This window comes from Nocardia sp. NPDC004151, assembly GCF_042874235.1.
GTDB lineage: Bacteria > Actinomycetota > Actinomycetes > Mycobacteriales > Mycobacteriaceae > Nocardia.
On sequence record NZ_JBIAMR010000010.1, the window covers coordinates 155,955 to 181,242 of the forward strand.

21 protein-coding genes are annotated in these 25,288 nt (G+C 71.0%); 8 read left to right on the plus strand and 13 right to left on the minus strand.

What is annotated here, in order from left to right; translation table 11 throughout:
- Window positions 1-27: 27 nt before the first annotated feature.
- The 7 genes from chrA to ACFYTS_RS23175 all read right to left on the minus strand — a co-directional run bounded on the left by chrA (window position 28) and on the right by ACFYTS_RS23175 (window position 11,867).
- The gene (chrA, locus tag ACFYTS_RS23145) at window positions 28-1,209 is read right to left on the minus strand and encodes a chromate efflux transporter (RefSeq protein ID WP_387307081.1); all 1,182 of its coding nucleotides are present in this window, start codon (window positions 1,207-1,209) and stop codon (window positions 28-30) included.
- Between the two features lie 72 nt (window positions 1,210-1,281).
- Entirely contained in the window at window positions 1,282-2,427 is a 1,146-nt protein-coding gene (locus tag ACFYTS_RS23150) for a serine hydrolase domain-containing protein (RefSeq protein ID WP_387307083.1), read from the minus strand.
- A gap of 79 nt (window positions 2,428-2,506) precedes the next feature.
- Entirely contained in the window at window positions 2,507-3,931 is a 1,425-nt protein-coding gene (locus tag ACFYTS_RS23155) for a protein kinase (RefSeq protein WP_387307085.1), read from the minus strand.
- Window positions 3,932-4,104: 173 nt separating this feature from the next.
- Complete coding sequence (locus ACFYTS_RS23160; RefSeq protein ID WP_387307087.1) at window positions 4,105-5,274, minus strand: VWA domain-containing protein; 1,170 nt, start codon at window positions 5,272-5,274, stop codon at window positions 4,105-4,107.
- A 142-nt stretch (window positions 5,275-5,416) separates the two neighbouring features.
- Window positions 5,417-7,762, minus strand: coding sequence for a DUF5682 family protein (locus ACFYTS_RS23165; protein ID WP_387307089.1), 2,346 nt, complete (start codon window positions 7,760-7,762; stop codon window positions 5,417-5,419).
- Window positions 7,759-8,871 carry an AAA family ATPase gene (locus tag ACFYTS_RS23170; RefSeq protein WP_357283715.1) on the minus strand — a complete coding sequence of 371 codons (1,113 nt, stop codon included), beginning with the start codon at window positions 8,869-8,871 and terminating at the stop codon, window positions 7,759-7,761. The genes ACFYTS_RS23165 and ACFYTS_RS23170 overlap by 4 nt, the downstream gene beginning before the upstream one ends.
- 2 nt (window positions 8,872-8,873) lie before the next feature.
- Window positions 8,874-11,867 (minus strand): DUF5691 domain-containing protein, encoded by a 2,994-nt coding sequence (locus ACFYTS_RS23175; RefSeq protein WP_387307091.1) that lies wholly within the window; start codon window positions 11,865-11,867, stop codon window positions 8,874-8,876.
- 187 nt (window positions 11,868-12,054) lie between these two features.
- Here ACFYTS_RS23175 and ACFYTS_RS23180 point away from each other — a divergent pair, with 187 nt between their 5' ends.
- Entirely contained in the window at window positions 12,055-12,354 is a 300-nt protein-coding gene (locus ACFYTS_RS23180) for a SelT/SelW/SelH family protein (RefSeq protein WP_357283498.1), read from the plus strand.
- Here the strand turns inward: ACFYTS_RS23180 and ACFYTS_RS23185 are convergent.
- Window positions 12,351-12,572: a zinc ribbon domain-containing protein gene (locus ACFYTS_RS23185; RefSeq protein WP_357283501.1), complete on the minus strand. Its 222-nt coding sequence runs from the start codon at window positions 12,570-12,572 to the stop codon at window positions 12,351-12,353. The two genes, ACFYTS_RS23180 and ACFYTS_RS23185, sit on opposite strands and share 4 nt — an antisense overlap.
- 110 nt (window positions 12,573-12,682) lie before the next feature.
- On the opposite strand from ACFYTS_RS23185, the gene ACFYTS_RS23190 reads away from it, so the two are divergent.
- Window positions 12,683-14,242 (plus strand): carboxylesterase/lipase family protein, encoded by a 1,560-nt coding sequence (locus ACFYTS_RS23190; RefSeq protein ID WP_357283503.1) that lies wholly within the window; start codon window positions 12,683-12,685, stop codon window positions 14,240-14,242.
- A gap of 28 nt (window positions 14,243-14,270) precedes the next feature.
- Here ACFYTS_RS23190 and ACFYTS_RS23195 read toward each other — a convergent pair whose 3' ends face one another.
- The 3 genes from ACFYTS_RS23195 to ACFYTS_RS23205 all read right to left on the minus strand — a co-directional run bounded on the left by ACFYTS_RS23195 (window position 14,271) and on the right by ACFYTS_RS23205 (window position 18,114).
- Window positions 14,271-15,566 carry a cytochrome P450 gene (locus ACFYTS_RS23195; RefSeq protein ID WP_357283717.1) on the minus strand — a complete coding sequence of 432 codons (1,296 nt, stop codon included), beginning with the start codon at window positions 15,564-15,566 and terminating at the stop codon, window positions 14,271-14,273.
- A 383-nt stretch (window positions 15,567-15,949) separates the two neighbouring features.
- A complete protein-coding gene (locus ACFYTS_RS23200; RefSeq protein WP_387307094.1) occupies window positions 15,950-16,666 on the minus strand; it encodes a TIGR03089 family protein in 717 nt (238 codons plus the stop codon).
- Complete coding sequence (locus ACFYTS_RS23205; RefSeq protein ID WP_387307096.1) at window positions 16,654-18,114, minus strand: LCP family protein; 1,461 nt, start codon at window positions 18,112-18,114, stop codon at window positions 16,654-16,656. The genes ACFYTS_RS23200 and ACFYTS_RS23205 overlap by 13 nt, the downstream gene beginning before the upstream one ends.
- Before the next feature lie 273 nt (window positions 18,115-18,387).
- On the opposite strand from ACFYTS_RS23205, the gene rfbD reads away from it, so the two are divergent.
- From rfbD to ACFYTS_RS23220, 3 genes are read left to right on the plus strand one after another with little or no spacing between them, the layout of a single operon-like run.
- A complete protein-coding gene (gene rfbD / locus ACFYTS_RS23210) occupies window positions 18,388-19,305 on the plus strand; it encodes a dTDP-4-dehydrorhamnose reductase (RefSeq protein WP_387307098.1) in 918 nt (305 codons plus the stop codon).
- Window positions 19,302-20,222, plus strand: coding sequence for a glycosyltransferase family 2 protein (locus tag ACFYTS_RS23215; protein WP_357283512.1), 921 nt, complete (start codon window positions 19,302-19,304; stop codon window positions 20,220-20,222). Before rfbD ends, ACFYTS_RS23215 begins: the two co-directional genes overlap by 4 nt.
- Before the next feature lie 60 nt (window positions 20,223-20,282).
- Window positions 20,283-21,374 (plus strand): sugar phosphate nucleotidyltransferase, encoded by a 1,092-nt coding sequence (locus ACFYTS_RS23220; protein WP_213559707.1) that lies wholly within the window; start codon window positions 20,283-20,285, stop codon window positions 21,372-21,374.
- 79 nt (window positions 21,375-21,453) lie between these two features.
- On the opposite strand, the gene ACFYTS_RS23225 is transcribed toward ACFYTS_RS23220, so the two are convergent.
- Window positions 21,454-21,672, minus strand: a complete 219-nt coding sequence (locus ACFYTS_RS23225) for a DUF4287 domain-containing protein (RefSeq protein WP_357283514.1) — start codon at window positions 21,670-21,672, stop codon at window positions 21,454-21,456.
- A gap of 160 nt (window positions 21,673-21,832) precedes the next feature.
- Between ACFYTS_RS23225 and ACFYTS_RS23230 the strand changes: the two genes are divergently transcribed.
- Genes ACFYTS_RS23230 through ACFYTS_RS23240 form a run of 3 tightly spaced genes read left to right on the plus strand, consistent with a single transcriptional unit; the run spans window position 21,833 to window position 24,358 of the window.
- Window positions 21,833-22,420: a TetR/AcrR family transcriptional regulator gene (locus ACFYTS_RS23230; RefSeq protein ID WP_357283517.1), complete on the plus strand. Its 588-nt coding sequence runs from the start codon at window positions 21,833-21,835 to the stop codon at window positions 22,418-22,420.
- A 38-nt stretch (window positions 22,421-22,458) separates the two neighbouring features.
- Window positions 22,459-23,940 carry a phytoene desaturase family protein gene (locus ACFYTS_RS23235; RefSeq protein ID WP_387307101.1) on the plus strand — a complete coding sequence of 494 codons (1,482 nt, stop codon included), beginning with the start codon at window positions 22,459-22,461 and terminating at the stop codon, window positions 23,938-23,940.
- 16 nt (window positions 23,941-23,956) lie between these two features.
- A complete protein-coding gene (locus tag ACFYTS_RS23240; RefSeq protein WP_379094013.1) occupies window positions 23,957-24,358 on the plus strand; it encodes a hypothetical protein in 402 nt (133 codons plus the stop codon).
- On the opposite strand, the gene ACFYTS_RS23245 is transcribed toward ACFYTS_RS23240, so the two are convergent.
- Window positions 24,359-25,285 (minus strand): cation diffusion facilitator family transporter, encoded by a 927-nt coding sequence (locus tag ACFYTS_RS23245; protein WP_357283525.1) that lies wholly within the window; start codon window positions 25,283-25,285, stop codon window positions 24,359-24,361. It abuts the gene before it with no gap.
- Window positions 25,286-25,288 lie beyond the last annotated feature (3 nt).

The window sequence follows — 25,288 nt, forward strand, 5'->3', positions numbered from 1 at the left end:
AATCCGCGTCGGCCCTTTGCTTTGCGCTCAGGTGATCGGGAGGCCCACCGCCGCGGCGGCGATTCCGATGGCGGCGGCGGTCAGGAGGGTGGTGACCACGCCACGGCGGGCGACCAGGAGGAAGACGGCGGCCGCGGCCAGGACGGCGAACTGCCAGGCGTGCTGGAGGGCCAGGGCGAGGGGGATGGCGGAGCCGAGGATGGCGCCGATGACGGCCGGGCCGGCGCCCGCGAGAAAGGCCAGGACTCGGGGGTTTTCGCGGAGCTGGTCGAAACGAGGGCCGCCGAAGATGACGAAGAGGAATGACGGGGTGAAGGCAACGAGGGCGGCGAGCAGGCCGCCGGGGACGCCCGCGGCGGCGTAGCCGACCACCGCGACCGTCTGGACGACCGGGCCCGGGGTGATCTGGCCCAGGGCAACGGCATTGAGGAATTGGGCGTCGGTCATCCAGTGATAGTGGGTGACCGCGTCGGACTGCATGAGCGGGATGATGACGAAGCCGCCGCCGTAGGACAGGGCTCCGACCTTGAAGGCGACCCAGCTCACGGCCGCCAGACCGCCGAGGGTGGGCAGGGTGAACGCCAAGGGCAGCGGTGCCGCCGACGAGGTCGATCGGCCCGGAATGCCGGTACGCACAACAACTTCCAGGAGGCCCGCGGCGACGAGGACGAGCACCAGCCACGGACCGATCAAGGCCGCGGCGAGCGCCCCCACCACCAGGTAAGCGATCCAGCGCAGGCGGGACGCCCGCTCCGTTCCGGCGCGCTGCCAGCTGGCGGGCACCAATCCGACGCCGGCGTGGACGGCCACCGCCGCCACGGCCGCACCCGCACCGGCCGCCGCGCCGAGCGCCCAGCGCGGCACGCCCCCGGCGAGGAAGAACGCCGCCAACGCCAGAATGACCACGAGACCGGGTGCGATGAAGCACACCCCGCCCACCAGCGCCCCGGCCGTTCCCCGCAGTCGCCAGGCCGAGAAGATGGCCAGCTGCGTGGACGCCGGGCCCGGCAGCAGATTCGTCGCCGCGATCGCGTCCTCGAATTCATTGGGCGCGATCCACTTCCGCTCCTCGACGCACAGCCGCCGCAGCAGCGCTATGTGCGTGGGCGGCCCGCCGAATCCGATGCACCCGATCCGCCCCCACTCGCGGGCGATCGTGCTGAGGCGAACCTCGACCGCGTCATCGCCCCGCCCGGCCCCGCCATCCACGCCCGCAGCCCTCGCTCCATCGTCCTGACCAGCACTGAACCCGCAGTACAGGCAGACGATAACAGCGTTCGGTTACGGGCACAGGACGTGGTCGATCAGGGCGGCGGCCGCGGATTCCTGTGCCAGGACGTGCTCCGGGGTGTCGCCGAGGGCCTCCGACATGGAGACCACGGCGCTGCGGGCGCCGTCGCCGGTGACGCCATTGAGGGTGATGTAGCCGCCGTCGCCGCCCTCGTGGGACCAGTAGGCGCCGCCGCAGCTCAACGGGCGTTCGGCGAGACCGAGGCCGTATCGGCCACCCGGCCACATGGTTTCGAGGTCCCCGCTCACCGGCACGGTCCGCTTCATCTCCGCCAGCCGGTCGGCCGGGAGCAGACGCCCGCCGAGCAGGGCTCGGAAGAAGGTGTTCTCGTCCTCGGTGGTGGTCACCCAGGAGAGGTTCTCCGGTTCCAGCGCGATCTGGTCGGTGACGTCGACTTCGGAACCGGGGCCGAAGAACTGGTAGGCGCGGGCGTGCGGCTCCGGGAGCGTGGGCGAGTCGCCGAGCCACCGGGTTCCGTGCAGGCCGAGCGGTGTGACGATGCGGTTCTCGATCTCGGTATGAGCGGGTCGGCCGGTGGCGCGCTGGATGATCTCGGCGAGCAGGATGTAGCCGGTATTGGAGTACTGCCAGCTCGAGCCGGGCGCGAAGTCGGGCGCGTGGGCCATGGCCCGGGCGATCAGCTGTGCGGGGGTGTAGGTGTCGTGGCGCTGCTGGTAGTACTCGGCGGGTGTGGTGTACCCCGGCAGATCGTCGTGAATGCCGCTGGTGTGCTGCAACAGCTGGCGGAGGGTGATCCGGGCGCCGTCGTTCCCGTTGCCCCGCACCACATCCGGCAGCCACCGTTCGAGGGTGTCGTCGAGGGTGAGCGAGCCCTTGCTCGTCAGCTGCAGGACCACGGTGGCGACGAGTGTCTTGGCGGTGCTGGCCATCCGGAAGTACCCGTCGGACGGGACCGGGTCGCTTGTCGCCAGGTCCGCCGTCCCGCTGGTGGCGACCGATCGCGTGCCGTCGGGCTCGATGACGCTGGCCTGCACGCCGCTGATGCCGAGGGCGTGGATCGTCTCGGCGTCCTGGCGCAACCGCTGAGCGATGGAGGACTCCGCGGGCTGGGCGCAGCCGACGGCCGCCCCGGCGATCAGTAGAGCGCCGAGGACGGCGGCACAGCGTTTGACCATGGTTGAACGCTATGTCCGCGTGCGGCCCCGGGTAATCCGGCGGATCCCTGGAATCCGGGTGGGGGAGATCCCCCAGGTCTCACAGGGTGATGCGGAAAGCCTTGTCACCGAGGACGCTCTCGGGCGTGCGATGGTCCGCGAAGGCCGAATACACGATGGTGTCGGGCTGCAGCGGAGCGTCGGCCTTGGACTTGCTGCTCTTGACGATCACCGCGATCACGATGATGACGATGACCAGCACCGCGACGATAGCGGCGATCAACCAGGCCGTGCTGTTCGAATTGCGTTGCTGAGGAGCGTAATTCGGCTGCGGGGCATGGTGTGCGTAGGTCTGCGGCGGCGGGTACGACGGACCCTGCTGACTCGTGAAATGGTGCGGCGCGGGCTGGTTCGGGTAGGCGGGCGTCGAGGTCTGCTGGTTGTGGATCGGGTGGTGCGGGTACGACGGGGCCTGCTGATTCGGGTACGACGGGCCCGACGTCGGCGGCGACGGGTACGCGGGGCCCTGGTTGGTGTAGGCGGGGCCGGGGCCGACCAGCGGGCGCGGGGTCGACGGGGTGGGCGTCGGTGGGCGCTGGATCACCGGCTGAGGGTGGGCCGGGGTCGGCGGGCGCGGGGCCACGATCGGCTGGGGGTGCGCGGGCGTCGGGGGACGCGGCGGGGCGGCCGGAGCCGAGAGGGCTCGTTCGGCGGCCGTGGCGAATTCGACGCACGAGCGGTAGCGGTCGGCGGGGCGCTTGGCCAGGGCCTTGGCCAGGACGGCGTCGATGGCGCGGGGCAGGGCCTGGCGCAGCGGGCTGGCCGAAGGCGGCGGTTGCTGCAGGTGGCCGCGGATGACGGCGGCCGGGCTGGTGCCCTCGAACGGAACCGCGCCGGTGAGCAGCTGGAACAGGGTGCAGGCCAGCGAGTACTGGTCGGAGCGGCCGTCGAGGGACGCGCCGGTCAGCTGCTCGGGGGAGGCGTAGGCGAGCGTGGCGGTGACGGTGCCGGTCTGGGTCAGATGCCCGGTGTCGTCACGCAGGCGGGCGATACCGAAGTCGGTCAGGTAGACCCGCTCGCTGGAGCCGGTCTTGGAGGACGAGCGGGCCAGCAGGATATTGGCCGGCTTCACGTCCCGGTGCAGGACATTGAGGCCGTGCGCGTAGTCGAGGGCCTTGGCGGTCTCGGTGATGACCTGGACCGCCCGCAGCGGCGGCAGCGTGCCGGGGCTGATGGAGGAGGCGTTCACGCCGTCGATGAACTGCATCGAGATCCACAGCTGCTCGCCCTCGTCGCCGCGGTCGTAAACGGTGACGATATTCGGGTGGTCCAGCCGGGCGACGAGATCCGCCTCGCGGATGAATCGGGCGCGAATCTCGTCGTCGGAGAACATCTCCTGATTGAGCAGCTTGAGGGCGGTCATCCGGGGCAGCCGCGGATGCTTGGCCAGATACACCGAGCCCATCCCGCCACGACCGAGCTCGCGTTCGATGACGTAACCGGCGAACACATCACCTGAACGCAAAACCGAGCACCCGCTTTCGTAATCTTTGCCCTCCGCTTCGCTACGGGCGGGTTCGCGGCCCCGGAGGTCTCGTTCTTCCCTCCCTCCGCTCCTCCGCTTCGCTCCCCCGCTCCGCTCAGTCCAGAACGAGACGGGCCGCGAACATCAGGCGCTTCCAATCTCAAGCGCACCTATTATGGCTGCCCACGGAACGTATTGTGTGCCCACGTCCCAACATCGCCGCGGTCCAGCGCCACCGCGAGCAGGTCCGGGAACTTGTCCGGCGTGCACGCGAAAGCGGGCACACCCAGGGCGGTCAGCGCCGCCGCGTTGTCGCGGTCGTAGGCCGGGGCGCCCTCGTCCGACAGCGCCAGCAGCACCACCACCTGCACCCCCGACTCCTTCATGGCGCGAATGCGCCGCAGCATCTCCGCCCGGACTCCGCCCTCGTAGAGATCGGAGATCAGCACGAACAGCGAATCGGCCGGGCGGGTGATGAGCGACTGCGAGTACGCGATGGCCCGATTGATATCGGTGCCGCCGCCCAGCTGGGTGCCGAACAGCACCTCCACCGGATCCGACAGCTTCTCGGTGAGATCCACGACGGCGGTGTCGAACACCACCAGCGAGGTGCGCAGCGACCGCATGGACGCCAGCACCGCGCCGAACACCGACGCGTACACCACACTCGACGCCATCGACCCGGACTGGTCGATGGCCAGCACCACGTCCCGCTTCACCGCCTGCGCCTTGCGGCCGTACCCGACCAGTCGCTCGGGTACCACGGTTCGGTGATCGGGCAGATAGTTCGCCAGGTTCTTGCGAATCGTGCGGTCCCAGTCGATGTCCCGCAGTTTGGGGCGCGACACCCGGGCCGCCCGGTTCAGCGCGCCGCCCACGGCGGCCACGGTCTGCGCCGCGATCCGCCGCTCGATCTCCTTGACCACTTTCTCCACCACCATGCGCGCGGTGGCCTTGGTGGTCTCCGGCATCACCCGGTTCAGGCTCAGCAGCGTTCCGACCAGGTGCACATCCGGTTCGACCGCTTCCAGAAGCTCGGGCTCCAGCAGCAATTCGGTGAGGTTGAGCCGATCCACGGCGTCCCGTTGCATCACCTCCACCACGGTCGAGGGGAAATAGCGGCGAATATCGCCCAGCCACCGCGACACCTGCGGCGCGGACCCGCCGAGCCCGCCCGAGCGCCGTCCGCTTCCGCCCTGCCCGGAGTCGTAGAGCGACCCCAGCGCGCGGTCCATCGCCTGATCGTCGGTGCTGCGCAGGCCGCCGCACCCGAGCCCGGCCTCCCCGGCGCTGCCGAGTACCAGGCGCCACCGCCGCAGCTGCGCTTCGTCGATCTCGTTCATGCCATTCCCCACGATGAGTAAGACTGGTAACTGCTTGTGCCCCAGACGGAGTCGTGCTCCGTGTGGGGTCGGCTCAGGCGCCCGGACCGCGGCTGCGGCCGAAGGCTCCACAGCCTGCTCCGGCCACCGCCGCGCGGGCTCATCAGGCCACTCCGAGGATCTCGGCCGCCGCCCGCATGGCCAGCGTTCCGCGGGACGCGTCGTACTCGGTGCCGCCGGTGGCCGCAGTCGTCGGCGCGCCGTGGCGGACGGCCTGGCCGATCGCCTGCCGCTCCCCGGCCTCGAACGCGCCGAAGGTCCGGCGCAGCAGGGGCAGGGTGGCCACGAACTGGTCCTCGTCGAGTCCACCCAGCCAGCCGTCGATGAGCGACAACAGGTTTCGGTCGTGCACCAGCAGCAGGCCGCGGCCGCCGAGGAAACCGTCGATCCAGGCCGCCTTGTCCGGCGCGGTGCGGCCGACCGACAGCGCCGCGGATAGTCGGCGGCCGGACTCCTCGCCGCCGATGCGCTCGGCGTCGCAGAGCAGCCGCACGGCGCGGCCGACGATGCCGCCGTTGACGTCGTCGCGATCGGCCAGCGTCTCGAGGGTGGACAGCCAAGTCCCCGAAGCCCATTCGTCGTCGCGGTTCGACAGCGCCAGGTGCACCGCGTCGATCCGGCTGCGCAGCGCGGCGGCCGCGTCGGCGTCGAGTCCGGTCACCGCGCCCGGCAGGCCGGCGCAACTGCGGACCAGCAGGCTGTCCGCCACCCGGGTCAACGCCGCGCCGTCGGTGCCGCGCACGTCGCCGTAGCGGGCGATGCGCAGCAGGCCGGGCAGCGCCGACATCAGGTGGGTGACATCGTGATCCAGGGCCGCAACGGTTTCCAGCCGGGCGATCAGTCCGTCGGTGGCCCCGCCGAGATCGGCCAGCAAGGCCTCCTCCAGCGCGGACGCCACCTTCCCGACCGTGGCGTCCGGATCCCGGGCGGCGTCGAGGATCTTCGCCTCCGCGGCCGACCGCAGGGTGGTGCCCCAGCGTGACGCCTCCACGATCGCGATCGCCAGTTCCGGCAGCCAGCGCAGGGTCCAGGTCTCGCGGAAGGTGCCCGCGTTGCGGACCTGGCCGTCGGTCAGCCGGCCCCACCCGATGCCCAGCAGCCGGAGCCGGTGCAGCAGAAGCGATCTCGCGAGCCCGCCGTCGGTGCGCAGATCCAGGTCGACGGTGCGCTCCAGGGCCTGCTGCTTGAGCCGCAGCGTCTTGATCTGGGCCCGCAGGTCCGCCTCCAGGGGCACCGTCGGCGTGCCCTCGGGCACCGTCCCCAGCGCCTCGCCCACCACCAGGTCGGTGCTGACCAGCCGCAACAGGGTCTCGTCGCCGTCGCACAGCACCGACCGGGTGGCCTCGGTGACCTCCGACAGTCCGGCCAGCGGCCGCTCCCGCAGGGTCGCGAGAGTCTCGGCCAGCCGGATGGATTCGATGATGTGCGCGCTCGACACCGGTAGATCGTGGGCGCGCAGGGTGCCCGCCACCTTGGTGAGCCAGCGGGCGATCGGCTGGTCGGTCTCGGTGAACAGGTGGTGGTACCACCCCGGGGAGGTGATGCCCGCGCCGTAGCCGGACGAGCTCGCCAGCCGCGAATGCGTCCACGGCACCCAGGTCAGCATGGCCTTGCTCTTGGGCATGCCCTTGAGCAGCCGGGCATCGGCCGCGGCCGGGCCCAGCTTGCCCTCCAGCGCGGGCGCGTGCCACGCGCCGCACACCACGGCCAGCCGTTTCGCCCCGTCCTTCAAGGCTTTTCGCATGATCTGCCGCATGTGCGCCTCACGCCGCAGCGTATGCGCGTCCACCGTGATCCGCGCCGTGGCGGCCGAGAACGGCTCCTCCTCCGTTGTCCCGGACCCCTCGGCCGGGACGACGGAATCGGATTCCTCCGAGATCTCCGCACGATCCTCCGCGTGCTCGCGCAGGGCGCCCATGGCCTCGTTGACCGCCGGGAAGATATCGGCGTCCGAGGCGGATTCGACGATGGCGTCCCACCAGCGTTCGGCGTCGTCGTATCCGGCGGCCGAGGCCAGGATGCCGAGCGGGTCGGTCCGATCGCCCGGCTCGTCCTCCACGGCCAGGCAGATCGAGGCCGGAAGATCGCAGAAGCCCGCGGACACACCGTGTTCCGCCGCGTACCGCAGCGCCACCCACTCCGGGGAGAAGGTCGCGAAGGGCCAGAACGCGGCCTTGGCGGGACTGTCGGGCTGATAGGCGAGCAGGGCCACCGGCGGTGACATGCCCTCGGCCGCAACGTAGCCGACCAGCGGATCGGCGTCCGATGGGCCCTCGATGAGGATGGCGTCGGGACGGAACCGCGCCAGCGCCAGCGCCAGCGAGCGCGCCGACCCGGGGCCGTGATGGCGGATGCCGAACACCCGCGTCTCCGCCGGGCCCGTGGCCTCGGTGGAGGCCGCGGTCTCGCTCGGCAGGGCGGTGTCGGCCGGGATCGTGGCGGCCGTCATACGTGCACCTCGCGGCAGGCGCGGTAGAAGTCCGCCCAGTCCGGGCGCTGCCGCACAACGGCTTCCAGGTACTCGGTCCACACCACCTGGTCGGCCACCGGATCCTTGATGACCGCGCCCAGCACCGCGCCCGCGATATCGGCGGGCCGCAGCACACCGTCGCCGAAGTGCGCCGCCAGCGCGATGCCATTGGTGATCACCGAGATCGCCTCGGCCGTGGACAGCGTGCCGGTCGGCGACTTGAGCTTGGTGCGGCCGTCCTCGGTCATGCCCGAGCGCAGTTCGCGGAACACCCGCACCACGCGGCGGATCTCCTCGGCGGCCGCGGGCACGGCGGGCAGTTCCAGTGCGACACCGAGCTGTTCGACGCGGCGGGTGACGATGGAGACCTCCTCGTCCTCCCCGGCCGGCAGCGGCAGCACCACGGTGTTGAACCGGCGGCGCAGCGCGGAGGACAGCTCGTTGACGCCGCGGTCGCGGTCGTTGGCGGTGGCGATCACATTGAAGCCCTTGGCCGCCTGTACCTCCGTGCCCAGCTCCGGCACCGGCAGCGTCTTCTCCGACAGCACCGTGATCAGCGCGTCCTGCACATCCGACGGGATGCGGGTGAGCTCCTCGAGCCGGGCGATGGAGCCCGCGCGCATGGCGGTCATGATCGGCGAGGGCACCAGCGCCGCCTCGCTCGGACCTTCGGCCAGCAGCCGGGCGTAGTTCCAGCCGTAGCGGATGGCCTCCTCCGCGGTACCGGAGGTGCCCTGCACCAGCAGCGTCGAATGTCCGGCGATGGCGGCCGAGAGATGTTCCGACACCCAGGTTTTCGCGGTGCCGGGGACGCCGATCAGCAGCAGCGCGCGGTCGGTGGCCAGGGTGGCGACCGCGACCTCCATGATCCGGCGCGGGCCCACGTACTTGGGCGTGATCACGGTGCCGTCGGACAGCGTGCCACCCAGCAGATAGGTGACCACCGCCCACGGCGACAGGTTCCAGGAGGGCGGACGCGGGCGGTCGTCGGCCGCGGCCAGGGCCTTCAGCTCGTCGGCGAAGGCCTGTTCGGCGTGCGGGCGCAGCAGGGCGTCCGGTTCCTGAGCGATGGTGACTTCCTGAGCAATGGTCACTGCAACTCCTCGAGCATCGTCTTGCGTTCAATGAGGTCATGGGCGAGCTGGTCGAAAGCCTGCTCCCAGTACGGATCCGCGCAACGGCGGGCCAGGCCGGACACCATCCCGGCCAGCTCCACCGGGAAGCGGGCGGACGCCGCGCGGAACAGCGTCCGATACGAGCCGGGCACCAGGCTGGGCGCACCCGGCCGGTCGGCGCACAGCTGAGCGCGCTCGGTGAGCAGCCGCAGCACGTGCTCGGCCATCGGGCCGGGCCACTGCCGGGGCATGGCGCGCACCAGGGATTCGATCTCGGCGAGCCAGCTGGAATCCAGGCCGCGCAGGTATCGCACCTGATCGGCCTCGGGCTGGAGCGCGAACAGAGCGCGCAGCTTGTCGGAATCGGCGTCGCGGGCGGCCGGGCCGGAGATCGCCCCGAACAGGGCCCGCGCCCACGCCGGATCGCCCTGTGCCAGTGCGGCATCGGTCCAGCCCGCGAACATGGGTCCGCGCACGCCGGCGGCCATGGACACCCGCACCGCCTCCTCGGGCGACCCGAGCAGCCGTTCCCAGTGCCGCAGCGGCGTGGCCGCCACCACCCGGTGCAGCCATTCGGTGGCCAGATCGGGTGCGCTGTCGGCGCGATAGGCGGTGTAGCCGAAGGAATCCCCGACCCCGTCGCGGCGGGCCGCGTCGTCGAGCACGCCGGGGCCGGTGGTGACCAATCGCGGCGTGACCGGGCGCGCGCCGAAACTCAGCCAGGCCGATGCCCGCTGCGACATCCGTCGCGCGAACGCCGAATCCGGCAGTCGTCCCAGCAGGTCCGCGGCCAGCCGCCGCACCTCCGCGCGCCGATCGTCGAGCGCGGTCTCGAGCAGCGGCTCGTCGGCCGGCGAGAGCCCGTCGGCGAGCACCGCCAGCAGATCGGCCTTTCCGGGCCCGGACTCGGTGCCCCACGATCCGGCCAGCGCAGCGCTCGCGGCCGCCGGATCGCGCTGCCGCAACTGGGCCAGCCAGCTGCGCCGCTCCGTCGCCCGGCCGTGCGACCACACGCTGTCGTCCTCGGCGGCCGCCCGCACCAGGGACTTCCAGCCCGGATGCTGTCCGGCCAGCCACCGTCCGCGCGCCCCGGCCAGCCGCAACAGCGGCTCCCGATGCGGCGCCAGCGCTTTGGCGCGATCGAGCAGGACGCTCACCAGGCCGTCCGGCGCGCGGAAGTCCCGTGGCCCGGCCAGTGCGAACCACTCCTCGAGGAACGACGAATTGTCCGACAGCATGTCGATCAAGCGCGCTCCCGCGGCGGCGGGCAGCAATGGCCGCTCGTCATCGGACGCCCCGGTGCCGCGCTCACCGGAACCGGCGGTGACGCCACCGCGAGCGAAACAGTCCTGCAGCGCGATGGATTCCAGCAGTACAACAGCCGGATCCCCGCTCAACGCGGTCGCCGCCGAGGTGACGGGCGCGGCCAGGCCCGACAGGTCGGCCTGCCGTCGTGCCGTGCCGACCAGCGCCGCCGACACCAGCTCGGTACTACCGGCGTCGTCGGTCCCGCCGCGGACCGGGTTCGGAGTCCCCGATGCCACACCGACATCCACCATCACACCGTCGGCGAGCGCCGCGACGGGAACCAGCCCGTCGGCGGTCCACTCGGCCAGCAGGGTGACCGCGTGCCCGCCCGACAGTCCGAGCAGCCGCCACGGCTCACCCTCGGTCGTCGACACCGGCAGCGTGTCGCCCCCGGATTCCACTATTTCCCAACCCTTTTCGCCGCGAACCGGGACGACATCGGCGAGCAGCACCGGCCACGAACGCAGGAACGGATCGGCCCCCAGCGCCCGCGCCTGTTCGTCCAGGGCCGCCGCGATGCTGCCCGCCTCGGCGTTCACCGGATCGAACCCGGCGCGGGAATCCGGTGCCGCCGACTCGGATTCGAGCGGATCGGCGATGGATCCCGCCGCCGCCCCGACCCGATCGCCGCGGTCCTGCTCGCCGGGCGCTACCGGCAGCGGGATCGTGGTGAAGGGTTCGGGAATGTCCTCGTGGCGGTCGCCCCAGATGGCGCGCAGGGGCGCGGCGGCGGGGTAGAAGTGCAGGTTCGCGTCCACCTGGAAGCCCGGGGCCGGGGTGTCGTTGGGGAAGGCGGGGCTGCCGTAGTGGTGGTCCAGGATCAGGGCCCAGCGGCCCGAGGCCCGCCCGCGCAGCCAGACCCGGCGGGTGAAGAGGCCGTCCTCGGTGGTGGTGCGGACGCCCAGGACCTGCCAGCGGTCGCGGACCGCGGGTTCGACGCGGACCGAGTCGGCCGGGGTCTGGTAGCCGATGTGGGTGCGCACGCTGGCGCGCAGGCCGGGGGAGAGCTCGTCGAGGCGGGTGTGCGCGACCGCCAGCAGGTGCAGCCGGGCGTATTCGCGCAACAGTAGCCGGGGCCAGTCGGAATGGCTTGTGGCGAGCGGCAATTGGCGCAGCGTGGCGGCCACGCCGGGGGCCTGCGCGTCGACCATGCGCGCCGCCACGGTCTCGAAGGCGCGCATCGAACGGTCGGACTGGGCCAGGCCGGTGCGGACCTGGTCGGTGAGCCAGGTGTCCAGGTCGGCCAGGCCCGCGGTGACCCGGGCGCGGCGCTGATCGGCGGTGGCCCCGGAGGCCGCCGCGGGCTTGGCCTCGGGCACGGCCTTCTTGGCGGCGCGGGCGGCCCGGCCGCCCAGCCAGTCGGCCGCGAAGTCGCCCACGGCGTCCGCGGCGGGAACCTCGCCGGCGCTCCACGACAGCAGCAGCGACAGCGCGTGCTTGCACGGGAACTTGCGGCTCGGGCACGTGCACTTGTAGGCGGGTCCGGCCAGGTCGACGATGGTTTGGTACGGGCGGCTGCCGCTGCCCTTGCACAGCCCCCACAGCGCCGTGTCGTGAATCCCGGTGCCGCTCCACTTGCCACGCAATTTGCGGGCGGCGGTCAGCGACGCGGCGTCCGGTGCGAGCGAGCCGATGTGATCGGCGGTCCAAGCGGTGGTCATCCATCCCCCTTCCTCGGTTGACATATTTCTATCCGAGGGCACCGACAGATCCGGGCGTCACGCCGTGGCCGGGCCGGCTGCGGAAGTCGTTCCGCCGCCACCGATTCGGACGATGCGGGCGGTGCGTACCGCGGGCCGCGGACGGGTGCGGGCGGCGCTGTCGGTGGAGCGGGATAGGGTCGCGGACATGCCTCGCGTAGCGATCGAATACTGCACACAGTGCCGCTGGCTGCTCCGCGCGAGCTGGATGGCCCAGGAGTTGCTGACCACTTTCGCCACCGACCTGTCGGAGGTCGCCCTGGTCCCGGGCGAGGGCGGCGTCTTTCGCATCACCGTCGACGGCGAGCAGATCTGGGAACGCAAGGCCGACGGCGGTTTTCCCGATATCGCCCTGCTGAAACAACGCGTCCGCGACCGTGTGGCCCCGGATCGCGCACTGGGCCACACGGACAAGAAGACGGACGAGAACGCCGGACCGGCGAGCTAGCAGCAGCCTCCGCCACCGCAGCAGCCGCCGCCCGCCGGCGGGGCGGGCATGGACACCGGGGCGGCGCCGCCCCGGCTCACGGTTCCGAAGGTGGTCAGCAGCTTGACGGTGTCGTCGTGGCCGCCGGGGCAGGTCGCGGGGGCGGACGCCTCGGCCATCGGACGGGTCAGCTCGAAGGTGTCGCCGCAGCTGCGGCATCGATACGCATAGCTCGGCACCCGGCCAGCGTAGACCACGCCGCCGAGCTCGTGCGGCGCGCTGACGATGATCGCCCGGCGACCCGCGAACCACCAGTACCCTCGATTTACGGAGTACGAGGAGGTGTCGTATGAACACTCGGATCTTCGACGAGCGGACCGAACGCGATGACGTGCCGGTGGCACGGACGGTGTACGGCGACGTGTCGGGCGCCGTGATCGGGTCGGCCGCGGTCTGGCGGGGCATCCCCTATGCCGACAGCACGGCCGGTCCCCACCGCTTCCGCCTGCCGCAACCCCCGCGACCCTGGACCGGCGTCCGCGAATGCGTGCGCTACGGCGACGTCGCCCCGCAGACCCCCGGCTTCGTGCCCGTCGACGCCAACCTGCGCATGGGCGAGAACTGCCTCTGGCTCAATGTCTGGGCCCCGGCCGCCGCCGTCGACGAACCCCGCCCGGTCATGGTGTGGCTGCACGGCGGCGCGTACTGCCTGGGAACCGCCGCCCAGGCCATCTACGACGGCCGCCGCCTCGCCGAGGCCGGTCAGGTGATCGTGGTCGGCGTCAACTATCGGGTCGGCGCCCTGGGCTTCCTGGACCTGTCCTCGCTGGGGAAGGAGTTCGTCCCGAATCTGGGCCTGCACGACCAGGTCGCGGCCCTGGCCTGGGTGCGCGACAATATCGCGGCCTTCGGCGGGGACCCGGGCAATGTCACCATCTTCGGCGAATCCTCCGGCGCGGGCTGCGTCACCGCGCTGCTCACCTCGCCGCTGTCGGCGGGCCTGTTCCATCGGGCCATCGCCCAATCACCGCCCGCCACAGCGGTTTTCGGTCCGGAGCGGGCCGCCGTGGTGGCCAAGCGCTATCTGGAGCTGCTGGAGCTGCCGCCCGATCGCGCGACCGAACTGCTCACCATGCCGCTCGAACGCATGGTGACCGCGGCGGGAACCCTCTTCGACGAGGTGCCCGCGCGGGAACCGGGCCGCCTGGCCGCCGCGCCCGTGGTGGACGGCGATGTGCTGCCCGGCTACCCGAGCGAGCGCTTCCAGCAGGGGCGGTCGCATCGGGTGCCGCTGCTCATCGGCACCAACAAGGACGAATCCTCGCTGTTCCGGCTGCTGCGCTCGCCGATCATGCCGGTCACCCCGGACGCGGTGAACTCCATGCTGCGTTCGGTCGCCGCCGAGCATCCGGGCCTGTCACCCGAACGCGTCGCCGAGTTCGCGGCCGCCTACGCCGCGGGCACGTCGCGCGGCGCGATGATCATGTCGACCGACGCCGCGTTCCGGATGCCCGCGCAGTGGGTGGCCGACGCGCACTCCACGCACTCGCCGACCTGGATGTACCGGTTCGACCACGCCACGCCGATGCTCAAGGCGGCCCGGGTCGGCGCGGGCCACGCCACCGAATTGCCGTATGTGTTCGGCAATTTCGGCTCCTTCGACTACGACCCGACCTTCTGGCTCGGCGGACGCAAAGCGGCGCAGGAGGTTTCGGGCCGGGTGATGCGCCGCTGGCTGGCCTTCGCCGGATACGGCGTGCCCGCCGCCATCGACGGATCCAAGCACTGGCCGCCCTACCACGCCGCCACCCGGACCACGCTCGTCATCGACGGCGTGGACCGGGTCATCGACGATCCCGACCGCGACCGCAACTACGTGTGGGGCGACGACGTCGTCGGCTTCTATTGAGCCGCAACCGATCCCGACTCGCGGTGGGCTACACGGTGGCGGTGGCCCGGCGGCCCAGGTGCGCCGGCATGTGCGCGTACCCGTGCAGCGTGTAGAGCGGGCGGCGTTCGGGCGCACCCGCCAGCGCCAGATCCGGGAACGCGTCGAACAGGGCCCGCAGCGCGTGCACGCCCTCCATCCGGGCCAGGCTCGCGCCCAGACAGGTGTGGATGCCGCTGGAGAAGGTCAGGTGCTCGCGGGCGTTCGCGCGGGTGATGTCGAACCGATTGGGGTCGGTGAACTTCTGGGGATCGCGGTTCGCGCCCGCCAGCGACATCACCAGGACGCTGCCCGCCGCCAGCCGCTGATCGCCGACCTCGGCGTCGGCCAGGGCGATGCGCGCGGTCATGGTGACCGGCGGGTCGAAGCGCAGGATCTCGTCGATAGCCTGCGGCCACAGATCCGGATCCGCGCGCAGCATGGCCAGCTGCTCCGGGTGCGACAGCAGCTGGACCACGCCGTTGCCGATCAGGTTCACGGTGGTCTCGAACCCCGCACCCATGAGCAGGCTCGCGGTCGCCTTCAGCTCGCGCTCGTTCAGTTCCCCGGCCGTCACCAGACTGGACAGGATGTCCTCGCCCGGGGTGGCCCGCAGCTTCGCCAGATGCCCGTTCAGGTACTCGTCCATCACGCCCATCGCCGCGTACGCGTCGCGCCAGGCCCGCCACGAGACGCCGATGTCCAGCAGCGGGCTGGCGGCGTCACCCCAGCTCAGGAACTCGTTGCGGGACGCCTGCGGGAAACCCAGCATCTCGGTGATGATGGCGATCGGCACCTGCTGGGCGAAGGCCGAGATCAGGTCGGCCGAGCCCTGCGGCGGCAGCTCGTCGAGCAGTTCGGCGGTCACCGACTCCACCCGATCACGCAGTCGGCCGATGGCGCGCGGGGTGAACGCCGCCGACACCGACTTGCGGATGCGGGTGTGATCGGGCGGATCGATCATCAGCATGGACGGCGGCTCCACCGGATTCGGCGGCGTCTGCGCCCGCTTCAGGCGATCGCGCAGCCAGGCGGGCATGTCCACGCCGTCCGGGCCGAACGCGCCGAAGCGATTGTCGCGCAGGATGGCGCGGATCAGCTCGTAGTCGGCCGTCGCCCAGGTGTACGGGTTGTGTACCAGACGGCCGCGGGCACGGATGTCCTCGATCAGGGGGTACGGATCGTGGAGCGCGTCCGACGTGGTGATCAGTTTCGCGAACGGAACATCGTGGCGGGCCTGCCAACGCAGACCCCAGCGCGGGGCACCGTGCTCGACCATCCATCGGGCCCAGTATCGGGGACTCATCATCGCGGGACTCCCTCGTCATCGGATGACTCCACGGTACGTAAACGCTTGCCGTGGATAAACATCCCGAGGAGGGAAAGTGTGCTCCTACCGGGGTAGGAGCAACTCTCAGGGGCAAGCCCCTGAAACCCCATGTCGCCCGACGGCAGCAGCCTCTGAAACCCCATACCGCCCGACGACGGCGGGCTCTGGAACCCCATGTCACCCGACGACGGCGGGCTCTGGAACCCCATGTCACCCGACGACGGCGGGCTCTGGAATCCCAAGTCGCCCGACGACGGCGGGCTCTGGAATCCCAAGTCGCCCGACGACGGCAGGCTCTGGAGCCCCAAATCGCCCGACGGCATGCAGCCCCTGGAACCCCATCGCCCGGCGGCAGATCGTCAGCGGCGCTGGGCGGTGACGCGCTCGGAGGCGACGCGGCGCTCGTGGGCGGTGGGGTCGGGGTTGGTGACCTGGACCAGTGAGGCGCCGGCGGCCAGTACCGCGACGAAGCCGTCGATCAGTTCGGCGGGGGTGTCCCAGGACGTGGTGGACAGGACCCGGTCCTCGGCGGTGAAGCCCTGGCGGGCAGCCGATTTGCGGGCCTCGTCGAGGACGGCGGAGACCGAGGTGCCGTCCAGGGCACAGCCGATGCCGTGCGCGCGGAACTGGTCGCCGTGGACGCGGACCGAGGTGGCGTAGTCGGTGACGCCGATCGGCAGGTCGCGCACCGGCATGCCCATCGGGTCCAGCGAGAGCGCGGCCACCTCGGCGATACCCTCGGCCTCGTCGATGCGGTCGGCGGTCACCAGCGCCAATTCGGCGTCCGGATCGGCGTGCAGCACCACCTCGACGCCGGCCCACCAGCAGCCCAGCAGCACCGCGGCGGTCTGCCAGTGCGCCGGCAGCAGGACCGCCACGCGGGCGCCTGAGGTGAGCCCGAATTCGTCGCGAATCATATTGGCGGTCTTGGCCGCCCAGTTGGCCAGCGTGAGCGCGGACAGTTCGATGCGCGCGCCGGTGGCGTCGTCGTAATAGGTGATGCGCGGCCCGGCGGGGTCGCGGGCGAGGATGGGGTCGAGTACCGCTTCGGTGAGGGTCTCGTTCAGTTCACGCATTTCGGTCCGTTCGTGCCGGCGTCGATAGGTGGGGCTGGGGGCACGGGCGTCGCGGTCGCGGTTCCGGAGAAATCGAACGTGACGCTGCCCTTCGCCGAACCCGGACCAGAGTAGTCACCCGCCAGCACCACGCGGACCGAGCCCTCGGGCAGTCCCGGCTCCGCCATCACCGGCAGCCCGCCCAGCGCCTGCGCCACCGCGCGCGCCTTGGGGTCGCCGCCCGAGGCGGCCAGCACCCGGCTGCTCTGCACCGGCCCGCCGATCCAGTTGTCCACCGTGCCGGTGCGGAAACCCTTGGCCGCCAGCGCCTGTGCGGCCTGCCCGGCCAGGCCGCCGGCGCCGGAGGCGTTGTAGACGTCGGCGACGACAGTGGACGGCTCGATGCCGCCGTCGCCCTTGGTGTCCTCGTCGTCGTCGCCGACCGCGGCGGTCACGTACTTGTGCACGGCTGTCGGATCCACCCGCACCACGGATTCGCCGTTGTCGGTCCAGCCATTGAGGTCCTTGACCGGAATGGTCTCGAACTTCACCTCGCCGCCCGCCAGGTCCTGCAGCTGGTGCAGGAAGCTGAGCACGTCCCAGTCGTCGTCGAGCACCACGGTGCGGCCGACCGCGTCGCTGAGCTCCTTCAACCGGCCGGGGCTGGCGAGCACCTTGGCGCTGAGCACCTGGTGCACCAGTTGCGCCATGTACACCTGCTGGCGCACGATCCGATCGATATCGCCGCGCGGCAGGTCGTGGCGCTGGCGCACGAAACTCAAAGCCTCTGCGCCGTCGAGCTTCTGCTTGCCGGCCGGGAAGTCCGCGCCCGAGAGCGGTTCGTCCACCGCGTTGTTCAGGCACACGTCGACCCCGCCGACCGCGTCGGTGAGCAGCACGAAGCCCAGCAGCCCGACCTCGGCGTAGTGGTCGACGGTGATGCCGGTGAGCCCGGCCACCGACTTGACCAGCGCCTGCCGCCCGGCCTCGGTGGAGCGCTTCTCCGCCTCGGCGGGGGAGACGCCCTGATCGATCAGCTTCTGCTGCAGGGTCGACTTGGTGATGCCGTACGCGGAGTTGATCTTTCCCTTGCCCTGGCCCGGGATGTCCACGTAGGAGTCGCGCGGGATGGAGACGGCCACGGCGGACCGCCCGTTGTTGGGCACCCGGATCAGGATGATGGTGTCGGTATTGAGTCCGCCCTCGCCGTCGTCGCCGGCGTGCAGCATGGCCAATTCGTGCTGGGTGAGCGGATTTCCGTGCGCGTCGGTGCGGGCGTCGATGCCGACCATCAGGATGTCGGTCGCGCCGTCGGACTTGCCGCCGCCCAGCCCCAGATTGCCGATCCGCTCGATGCCCGACACCAGCTGGTCCACGCTGTGCCAGCCGAGTCCGGTCACCGTCAGGGCCAGCACCGCCGCCAGCGCCGCCAGTGCCCGGCCCGGCCCGCCCCGCTGCCGCGGGCGCATCGCTGATGGGCGGGACCCTCGCGGCACGGATGCCCAGGCACTCTCCGGCAACCGACTGTCCTTTCCGAACTCGGCCCACTGGACCCCGGCAAGCGAGGTCGAATCGAATGGGAGACCCCCACCCTGCAGGCTAGTGGCGGTAACCGTTCAGTTGCCGTAGCCCGGACTCCGTGAGTCGCGCGATGTCGCCCGATTACCCCGGTCTGTCCGAATGAATCCACAGGTCGCGACGGGTTCGCGGGGTGGCGGACGTGGCGTGCCACACTGGCAGCCGTGATTGCCGACGACGTGAGCCCGACCATCGGGCGGCCGCGCCACGAGACCGCCCGGCTGCTGGTGACCGGAGCGCGCGGCCAGCTCGGCCGGGCCCTGACCACCCTCGCTCCCGGGGCGCGCGGCCTGGCCCACGCCGATCTCGACATCACCGCCGCCGACGCCGTGCGTGAACTGGTGAAACCCGGTGACGTACTGATCAACTGCGCGGCCTACACCGCCGTCGATCAGGCCGAGTCCGAGCCCGAGGCGGCTTTCGCGGTGAACGCCACCGGGCCGGGCGTGCTGGCCCGGGTGTGCGCCGAACGCGGCGCCCGGCTCATTCACGTCTCCACCGATTACGTGTTTCCCGGCACGGCCTCTCATCCGTACGAACCGGACGATCCGACCGGACCGGCCACGGTCTACGGGCGGACGAAACTCGCTGGCGAGCAAGCGGTTCTGGAGTATTCGCCGGACGCGCGCATCGTGCGGACCGCCTGGGTCTACACCGGCGACACCGGTGATTTCGTGGCGACCATGCGACGGTTGGAGGGCGAGCGCGACACCATCACGGTGGTGGACGACCAGATCGGCTCACCGACCTACGCCCTCGATCTCGCGGCGGGTCTGCTGGAACTGGCGGGGATGCTGGGGACCGGTGTCAATCCCGGGGTACCCCGAATCCTGCACGCCACCAATGCCGGACAAGCCAGTTGGTTCGATTTGGCGCGCGCGGTCTTCACCGGCCTCGGCGCGGACCCTGACCGCGTACGGCCCTGTGGCACCGAGGATTTCCCGAGACCCGCTCCGCGCCCGGCGTATTCGGTCCTTTCGGGCAATTCGTGGGCCGCGGGCGGCCTGTCGCCGCTGCGGGACTGGAAGTCGGCACTGAACGACGCACTGGCCGCCGTCTCCGACTATCCTGGGCCCCCGTGAGCCCCTCGGATTCTGTCGGACAGCCCCCCGCCGCGGCGAAAAAACCGCAGCTGGCAGTCGTCACGGTGACCTACTCGCCCGGCGAGCACCTGGAACACTTCATCAGCACCCTGGCCATCGCGACCGGTGAGAAGCCGCAGGTCATCCTGGCCGACAACGGCTCGGTCGACGGTTCCCCGGAACTGGCCGCCGAGGCCAACGCCCACGTGCGCCTGCTGCGCACCGGCGGCAATATAGGCTACGGCGGCGCGATCAACCGCGCGGTGGCCGAGATCGACCCGGACATCGAGTTCATCGTCATCGCCAACCCGGACGTGCGCTGGGGTACCGACGCCATCGACGAACTGCTGGCCGCCGCCCGCCGCTGGCCGCGCGCCGGTGCGCTGGGTCCGAAGGTGCTCGAGCCGGACGGCAGCACCTACCCGTCCGCGCGCTCGGTGCCGGGCATCGCCGACGGCGCCGGCCACGCCATCCTGGGCAGCGTCTGGCCCAAGAACCCGTGGACACTGCGCTACCGCCAGGACAACGAGGCCATCTCGGAGCGTTCGGTGGGCTGGCTGTCGGGTTCCTGCCTGCTGGTGCGTCGCGCGGCCTTCGATTCCATCGACGGTTTCGACTCCCGCTACTTCATGTACATGGAGGATGTCGACTTCGGCGACCGGATGGGCCGGGCGGGCTGGCACAATGTCTTCGTGCCGTCCGCCGAGGTCACGCACGCCAAGGGCCATGCCGCGGGTCGTCACCCGGAGACCATGCTCCCCGCGCATCACGCCAGCGCGTACCGTTTCCAGGCCGACCGGCATCCGCACTGGTGGCAAGCCCCACTTCGGGTGGCACTGAAAGCTGGACTTGCGGTGCGTTGCAAACTTGCGGTTCGATCCGCACTGCGCGAACGAGATCGAAACGGCTCTGTTTAACATTCGGGGCGGTTAGGATCTGCGGTCGCGTATCACTGACCACCTGACACAGGGGAGAAGATGGCGAACAGCGGTAACACCGCCGGGTCCACGGACGCGGTGATCCTGGTCGGAGGCCAGGGCACCCGCCTGCGTCCGCTGACCTTGTCCGCCCCCAAGCCGATGCTGCCCACGGCCGGACTGCCGTTCCTGCAGCACCTGCTCGCGCGCATCGCCGACGCCGGCATCACCCATGTGGTGCTCGGCACCTCCTACAAGGCGGAGGTGTTCGAAGAGCACTTCGGCGACGGCTCCGACCTCGGCCTCGAGCTCGAATACGTCACCGAGAGCGAGGCCCTGGGCACCGGCGGCGGCATCCGCAACGTGCTGCCCAAGCTGCGCGCCGACACCGTGCTGGTGTTCAACGGCGACGTGCTCGGCGGCACCGACCTGGGCGGGGTGCTCGAGACCCACCACACCTCCGGCGCGGACGTCACCCTGCACCTGGTGCGGGTCAGCGACCCCCGCGCCTTCGGCTGCGTCCCCACCGACGAGAACGGTCGCGTCACCGCGTTCCTGGAGAAGACCCAGGATCCGCCGACCGACCAGATCAACGCGGGCTGCTACGTCTTCCGCCGCGAGTACATCGAGAAGATCCCCGCGGGTCGTCCGGTCTCGGTCGAGCGCGAGACCTTCCCGTCCCTGCTCGCCGAGGGCGCGCACATCCAGGGCCACGTGGACGTCTCCTACTGGCGTGACATGGGCACCCCGGAGGACTTCGTGCGCGGCTCGGCCGACCTGGTCCGCGGCATCGCCCCGTCCCCGGCGCTGCCGGGTCAGCGCGGCGAATCCCTGGTCCACCCCGGTGCGGGCGTCGCGCCCGGCGCGCTGCTGATCGGCGGCACGGTCGTCGGCCGCGGGGCCGAGGTCGGCGCGGGCGCGCGCCTGGACGGCGCGATCCTGTTCGACGGGGCGCGGGTGGAAGCCGGTGCCACCGTGGAACGTTCGATCATCGGCTTCGGCGCCCGGATCGGTCCGCGCGCCCTGGTCCGCGACGCCGTCATCGGCGACGGCGCGAATGTCGGCGCGCGCTGTGAACTGCTGCGTGGCGCGCGCATCTGGCCGGGGGTCGACATCCCGGACGGCGGCATCCGCTTCTCCACCGACGTCTGATCCGTCACAACGACATCGGCCGCTCCCATGGATGGGGCGGCCGATGTCGGGTGTGTGGCGGAGGTTTCCGCGGGCGCGGTCAGCGCTCCCACTTGCCGGGGTTGAGGTGGAACTGCGCCAGCGCGGTGGCGTGCCCGTGACCCATCTCGTGCTCGGTCTCGAGCCAATTCACCAGGTCCTTCTGACCGGTGATGCCGGTCTCGGCGAGCAGGGTGAACCAGTCGTCCACGGAGCGGCCGTATTTGGCCTCGATGGACGGGAAGTACGAAGCCGGTCCGTGGGGCTTGGTGGTCGCCATGTCAGTCTCCTCTGCGCTGGGTGTCATGGGTGTGGACGGTGCGGCCCAGCGGAATTCATCGTGCCGTGGCGAGGGTCACAGTGGGGAGAAGGCTCGCGGGGTTGGGCCAGTGACTGACCTTTTGCGTCGGTAGATTGTCTAGCAGTGCTAGAGTTCGGCTATGAGCGCCATCCAGACCCGCAAGGAACGCGAACGCATCGAACGGCGGCAGCGCATCATCGACACCGCCCGGGAGATCGCCGAGACCGAGGGCTGGGACGCCGTCACCGTGCGCAAACTCGCGGATCGCATCGAATACAGCCAGCCCGTGCTGTACAGCCACTTCGCCGGGAAGGACGCCATCGTCTCCGCGGTCGCCGAGGCGGGGATGGCCGAATTCGCCGGGGTGGTCCGCGAACTCCGCGAGTCCGCGGACACCCCCGAGCAGGCCCTGCGCGCGGTGGTTCAGGGCTACCTCGACTTCGCCCGCGACAGCGCCGCCCTCTACGACGCCATCTTCCTGCTGCGCACCGACCTGAAATTCGGTCCGGACGCGCCGCAGGCCCTCAAGGACGCGTTCGTCGAACTGCTGCTCACCTTCGCGCCCTTCGCGCCGCCGCACGACCCCGAGACCTTCACCGAAGTCGCCTGGAGCACCATGCACGGCCTGGCCACGCTGGATCGGGGTGGCCGCCTGCGGCCCGACTTTCGGCAGCAGCGCCTGGAAATCCTGGTCGCCCAATGGGTTCGCGGTGACCGGCCCCACTGATCACCCACGGACCTCCCACCCGGGCATACGCTGAAGGCATGGCTGACGCGGTGGTGGTCGGATCCGGTCCCAACGGGCTCGCGGCGGCGGTGATCCTGGCCCGCGCCGGGCTCGACGTCGAGGTGTACGAGGCCGCCGACGGGATCGGCGGGGGGTGCCGCACCGGCGAGGTCACGCTGCCGGGCTTCCACCACGACCTGTGCGCGGGCGCGCATCCGATGGCGGTGGCGTCCCCATTCTTCCGGGCCTTCGATCTGAAGGCGCACGGGGTCGAACTGCTCACCCCCCAGGTGTCCTACGCGCATCCGCTGGACGGCGGCCGCGCCGGACTGGCCTGGCTCGACCTCGACCACACCGCCGACGGCCTGGGCCGGGACGGCGGAGCGTGGTGGCGGCTGTTCGGTCCGCTGGTGCGCAAGTGGGAGGACCTGGTCGCCCTGCTCATGTCGGATCTGCGGCATCCGCCGATCGACCCGTCCGGCATGCTGCGCCTGGACCCCGGAATCGAACTGCGCGTCCTGCGCCGGATGGTCGAGCAGGCGACGCCGTTGTGGAACATGCGTTTTCGCGAGGATGTGGCGCCCGCGTTGCTCACCGGTGTATCGGCGCACGCCATCCGGCCGCCGCGCGGATTCCCGGGGGCCGGCGTGGCCATGCTGCTGGGCACGCTCGCCCATGTGCGCGGCTGGCCGGTGCCGCGCGGCGGCAGCCAGGCCATCATCGACGCCCTCGCCGAGGATCTGCGCGCGCACGGCGGGCGCATCGTCACCGGCCACCGTGTCGACTCCCTCGACGAATTCGACGAGGTCCGAGCGGTATTGCTGGATGTCGCACCCGCCGAGCTGCAGCGCATCGCGACCCTGCCCGCGCGATACGACTTCGCGCTCAACAGGTTCCGCTACGGCGGCGCGGCCTGCAAGGTGGATTTCGCGCTCTCGGGTCCGGTGCCGTGGCAGGCGCGGGGGTGTGATCGGGCCGGAACTCTGCACCTGGTCGGCACCCGTGCCGAGGCCGTGGCCGCCGAAAAGGCCGTCGCCGCAGGGCGGCACGCGGAGCGGCCCTATGTGCTGGCCATCCAGCCCGGCGTCGTCGACGACACCCGTGCGCCCGCGGGCAAGCACACCCTCTACACCTACGCGCACGTGCCCAACGGCTCGGCCGAGGACCTCACCGAGACCATCACCGCCCAGGTCGAACGCTTCGCGCCCGGCTTCCGCGACCTGATCCTGGCGACCCATGTGCGCACCGCGGTCACCATGCCCGCGCACAATCCGAACTACATCGGCGGCGACATCTCCGCGGGTGCGATGACCCTGCGCCAGACCGTCTTCCGGCCCGCCCCGCGCTGGAATCCGTACGCCACCCCGCTGCCCGGCGTCTACCTGTGCTCCTCGGCCACGCCGCCGGGGCCGGGCGTGCACGGCATGAACGGCTACCATGCCGCCCGCCATGCCCTGCGCAAGGAGTTCGGCATCCCGACCGATCCGCTCGAACTGCTTACCGGCCGCTGGCGCATCTGATTGCTACGCTGCGGCCATGGCCGGTTACTCGGGCACGCCACTCCCGCGCAAGCTCGGCATCAAGCCCGGGAGCCGGGTGCTGCTGGCCGGGGCGCCCGCGGGATTCGAGCTGGGGGAGTTGCCCGGCGGGGTGCTGTTGCACCGCCGCGCCGGGATCGGGCCCTATGACGTGATCCTCGGCTTCTGCCCCGACCGCGCCGCCCTGACCCGCCGGTTCTCCGGCTGGCGGGAGCGTCTCGCGATCGACGGCGGTCTGTGGCTGGCCTGGCCCAAGAAGTCGAGCGGCGTCCCCACCGATCTCGGTGAGAACGCCGCTCGCGCTTACGGTCTGGGCCAGGGCCTGGTGGACAACAAGGTCGCCGCCATCGACGGCACCTGGTCGGGTTTGCGGTTCGTGGTCCGCCTCGCCGATCGCTGACTACTGCTGGGCCGGCTGGGCGCGATAGAGATCCGGCTCCAGGTAGATGACCCGGGCGGCCGGGACCTCGGCGCGCACCCGCGCCTCGGCCTCGTCGATGGCCGCGGCGATCTCGGCGATCTCCAGACCGGGCACGATGGCGACCTTGGCGGCCACCAGCATTTCCTCCGGGCCCAGGTACTGGGTGCGCAGGTGGATGACCCTGTCGATGCAGCGGTCGTCGACCAGGGCGGCGCGGATGGCCGCGTCCTCCTCGGGGGTCGCGCCCTCGCCGATGAGCAGGCTCTGCATCTCGACGATCAGGATGACGGCGATGACGCCGAGCAGGATGCCGATCGACAGGGTGCCGACGCCATCCCAGATCGGGTCGCCGGTGATCATGGTCAGGCTGATCGCGGCGAACGCGAGGACCAGGCCGATGAGCGCGCCCGAGTCCTCCAGCAGCACCACCGGCAGTTCCGGATTGCGCGAGTTGCGAATGAACCGCCACCAGCTGGCATTGCCCTTGAGCGGCTTGGATTCCCGCATGGCGGTGATGAAGCTGAACCCCTCGAGCCCGATGGCCAGGCCGAGGATGACGATCGCGACGATCGGGTTGGACAGTTCCTCGGGATGCTCGATCTTGTGGATGCCCTCGTAGATGGCGTACACCGAGCCGAGCGCGAAGATGACCAGCGCGACCACGAACGAATAGAAGTAGCGGTTGCGGCCGTAGCCGAACGGGTGCAGCTCGTCGGCCTCCTGTTCGGCGCGGCGCTGGCCGAGCAGCAGCAGGCCCTGGTTGGAGGTGTCGGCCACCGAGTGCACGGCCTCGGCGAGCATGGACGCGGAGCCGGTGATGGCCGCGCCGACGAATTTGGCCGCCGCGATGCCCGCATTCGCGCTGAGCGCCGCCAGGATGGCCTTCTTACCGCCGCCCGCAGACAATGA

Excerpts from the sequence above, each read along its gene's own strand:
- ACFYTS_RS23160 (WP_387307087.1), bottom strand. The coding sequence starts at position 5,274 with ATGAACGAGATCGACGAAGCGCAGCTGCGGCGGTGGCGCCTGGTACTC.
- ACFYTS_RS23235 (WP_387307101.1), top strand. The coding sequence starts at position 22,459 with ATGGCTGACGCGGTGGTGGTCGGATCCGGTCCCAACGGGCTCGCGGCG.
- ACFYTS_RS23200 (WP_387307094.1), bottom strand. The coding sequence starts at position 16,666 with ATGCGTGAACTGAACGAGACCCTCACCGAAGCGGTACTCGACCCCATC.
- ACFYTS_RS23175 (WP_387307091.1), bottom strand. The coding sequence starts at position 11,867 with ATGACCACCGCTTGGACCGCCGATCACATCGGCTCGCTCGCACCGGAC.
- ACFYTS_RS23195 (WP_357283717.1), bottom strand. The coding sequence starts at position 15,566 with ATGAGTCCCCGATACTGGGCCCGATGGATGGTCGAGCACGGTGCCCCG.
- ACFYTS_RS23190 (WP_357283503.1), top strand. The coding sequence starts at position 12,683 with ATGAACACTCGGATCTTCGACGAGCGGACCGAACGCGATGACGTGCCG.
- ACFYTS_RS23165 (WP_387307089.1), bottom strand. The coding sequence starts at position 7,762 with ATGACGGCCGCCACGATCCCGGCCGACACCGCCCTGCCGAGCGAGACC.
- ACFYTS_RS23225 (WP_357283514.1), bottom strand. The coding sequence starts at position 21,672 with ATGGCGACCACCAAGCCCCACGGACCGGCTTCGTACTTCCCGTCCATC.
- ACFYTS_RS23205 (WP_387307096.1), bottom strand. The coding sequence starts at position 18,114 with ATGCGCCCGCGGCAGCGGGGCGGGCCGGGCCGGGCACTGGCGGCGCTG.
- ACFYTS_RS23150 (WP_387307083.1), bottom strand. The coding sequence starts at position 2,427 with ATGGTCAAACGCTGTGCCGCCGTCCTCGGCGCTCTACTGATCGCCGGG.
- ACFYTS_RS23220 (WP_213559707.1), top strand. The coding sequence starts at position 20,283 with ATGGCGAACAGCGGTAACACCGCCGGGTCCACGGACGCGGTGATCCTG.
- ACFYTS_RS23240 (WP_379094013.1), top strand. The coding sequence starts at position 23,957 with ATGGCCGGTTACTCGGGCACGCCACTCCCGCGCAAGCTCGGCATCAAG.
- ACFYTS_RS23180 (WP_357283498.1), top strand. The coding sequence starts at position 12,055 with ATGCCTCGCGTAGCGATCGAATACTGCACACAGTGCCGCTGGCTGCTC.
- ACFYTS_RS23230 (WP_357283517.1), top strand. The coding sequence starts at position 21,833 with ATGAGCGCCATCCAGACCCGCAAGGAACGCGAACGCATCGAACGGCGG.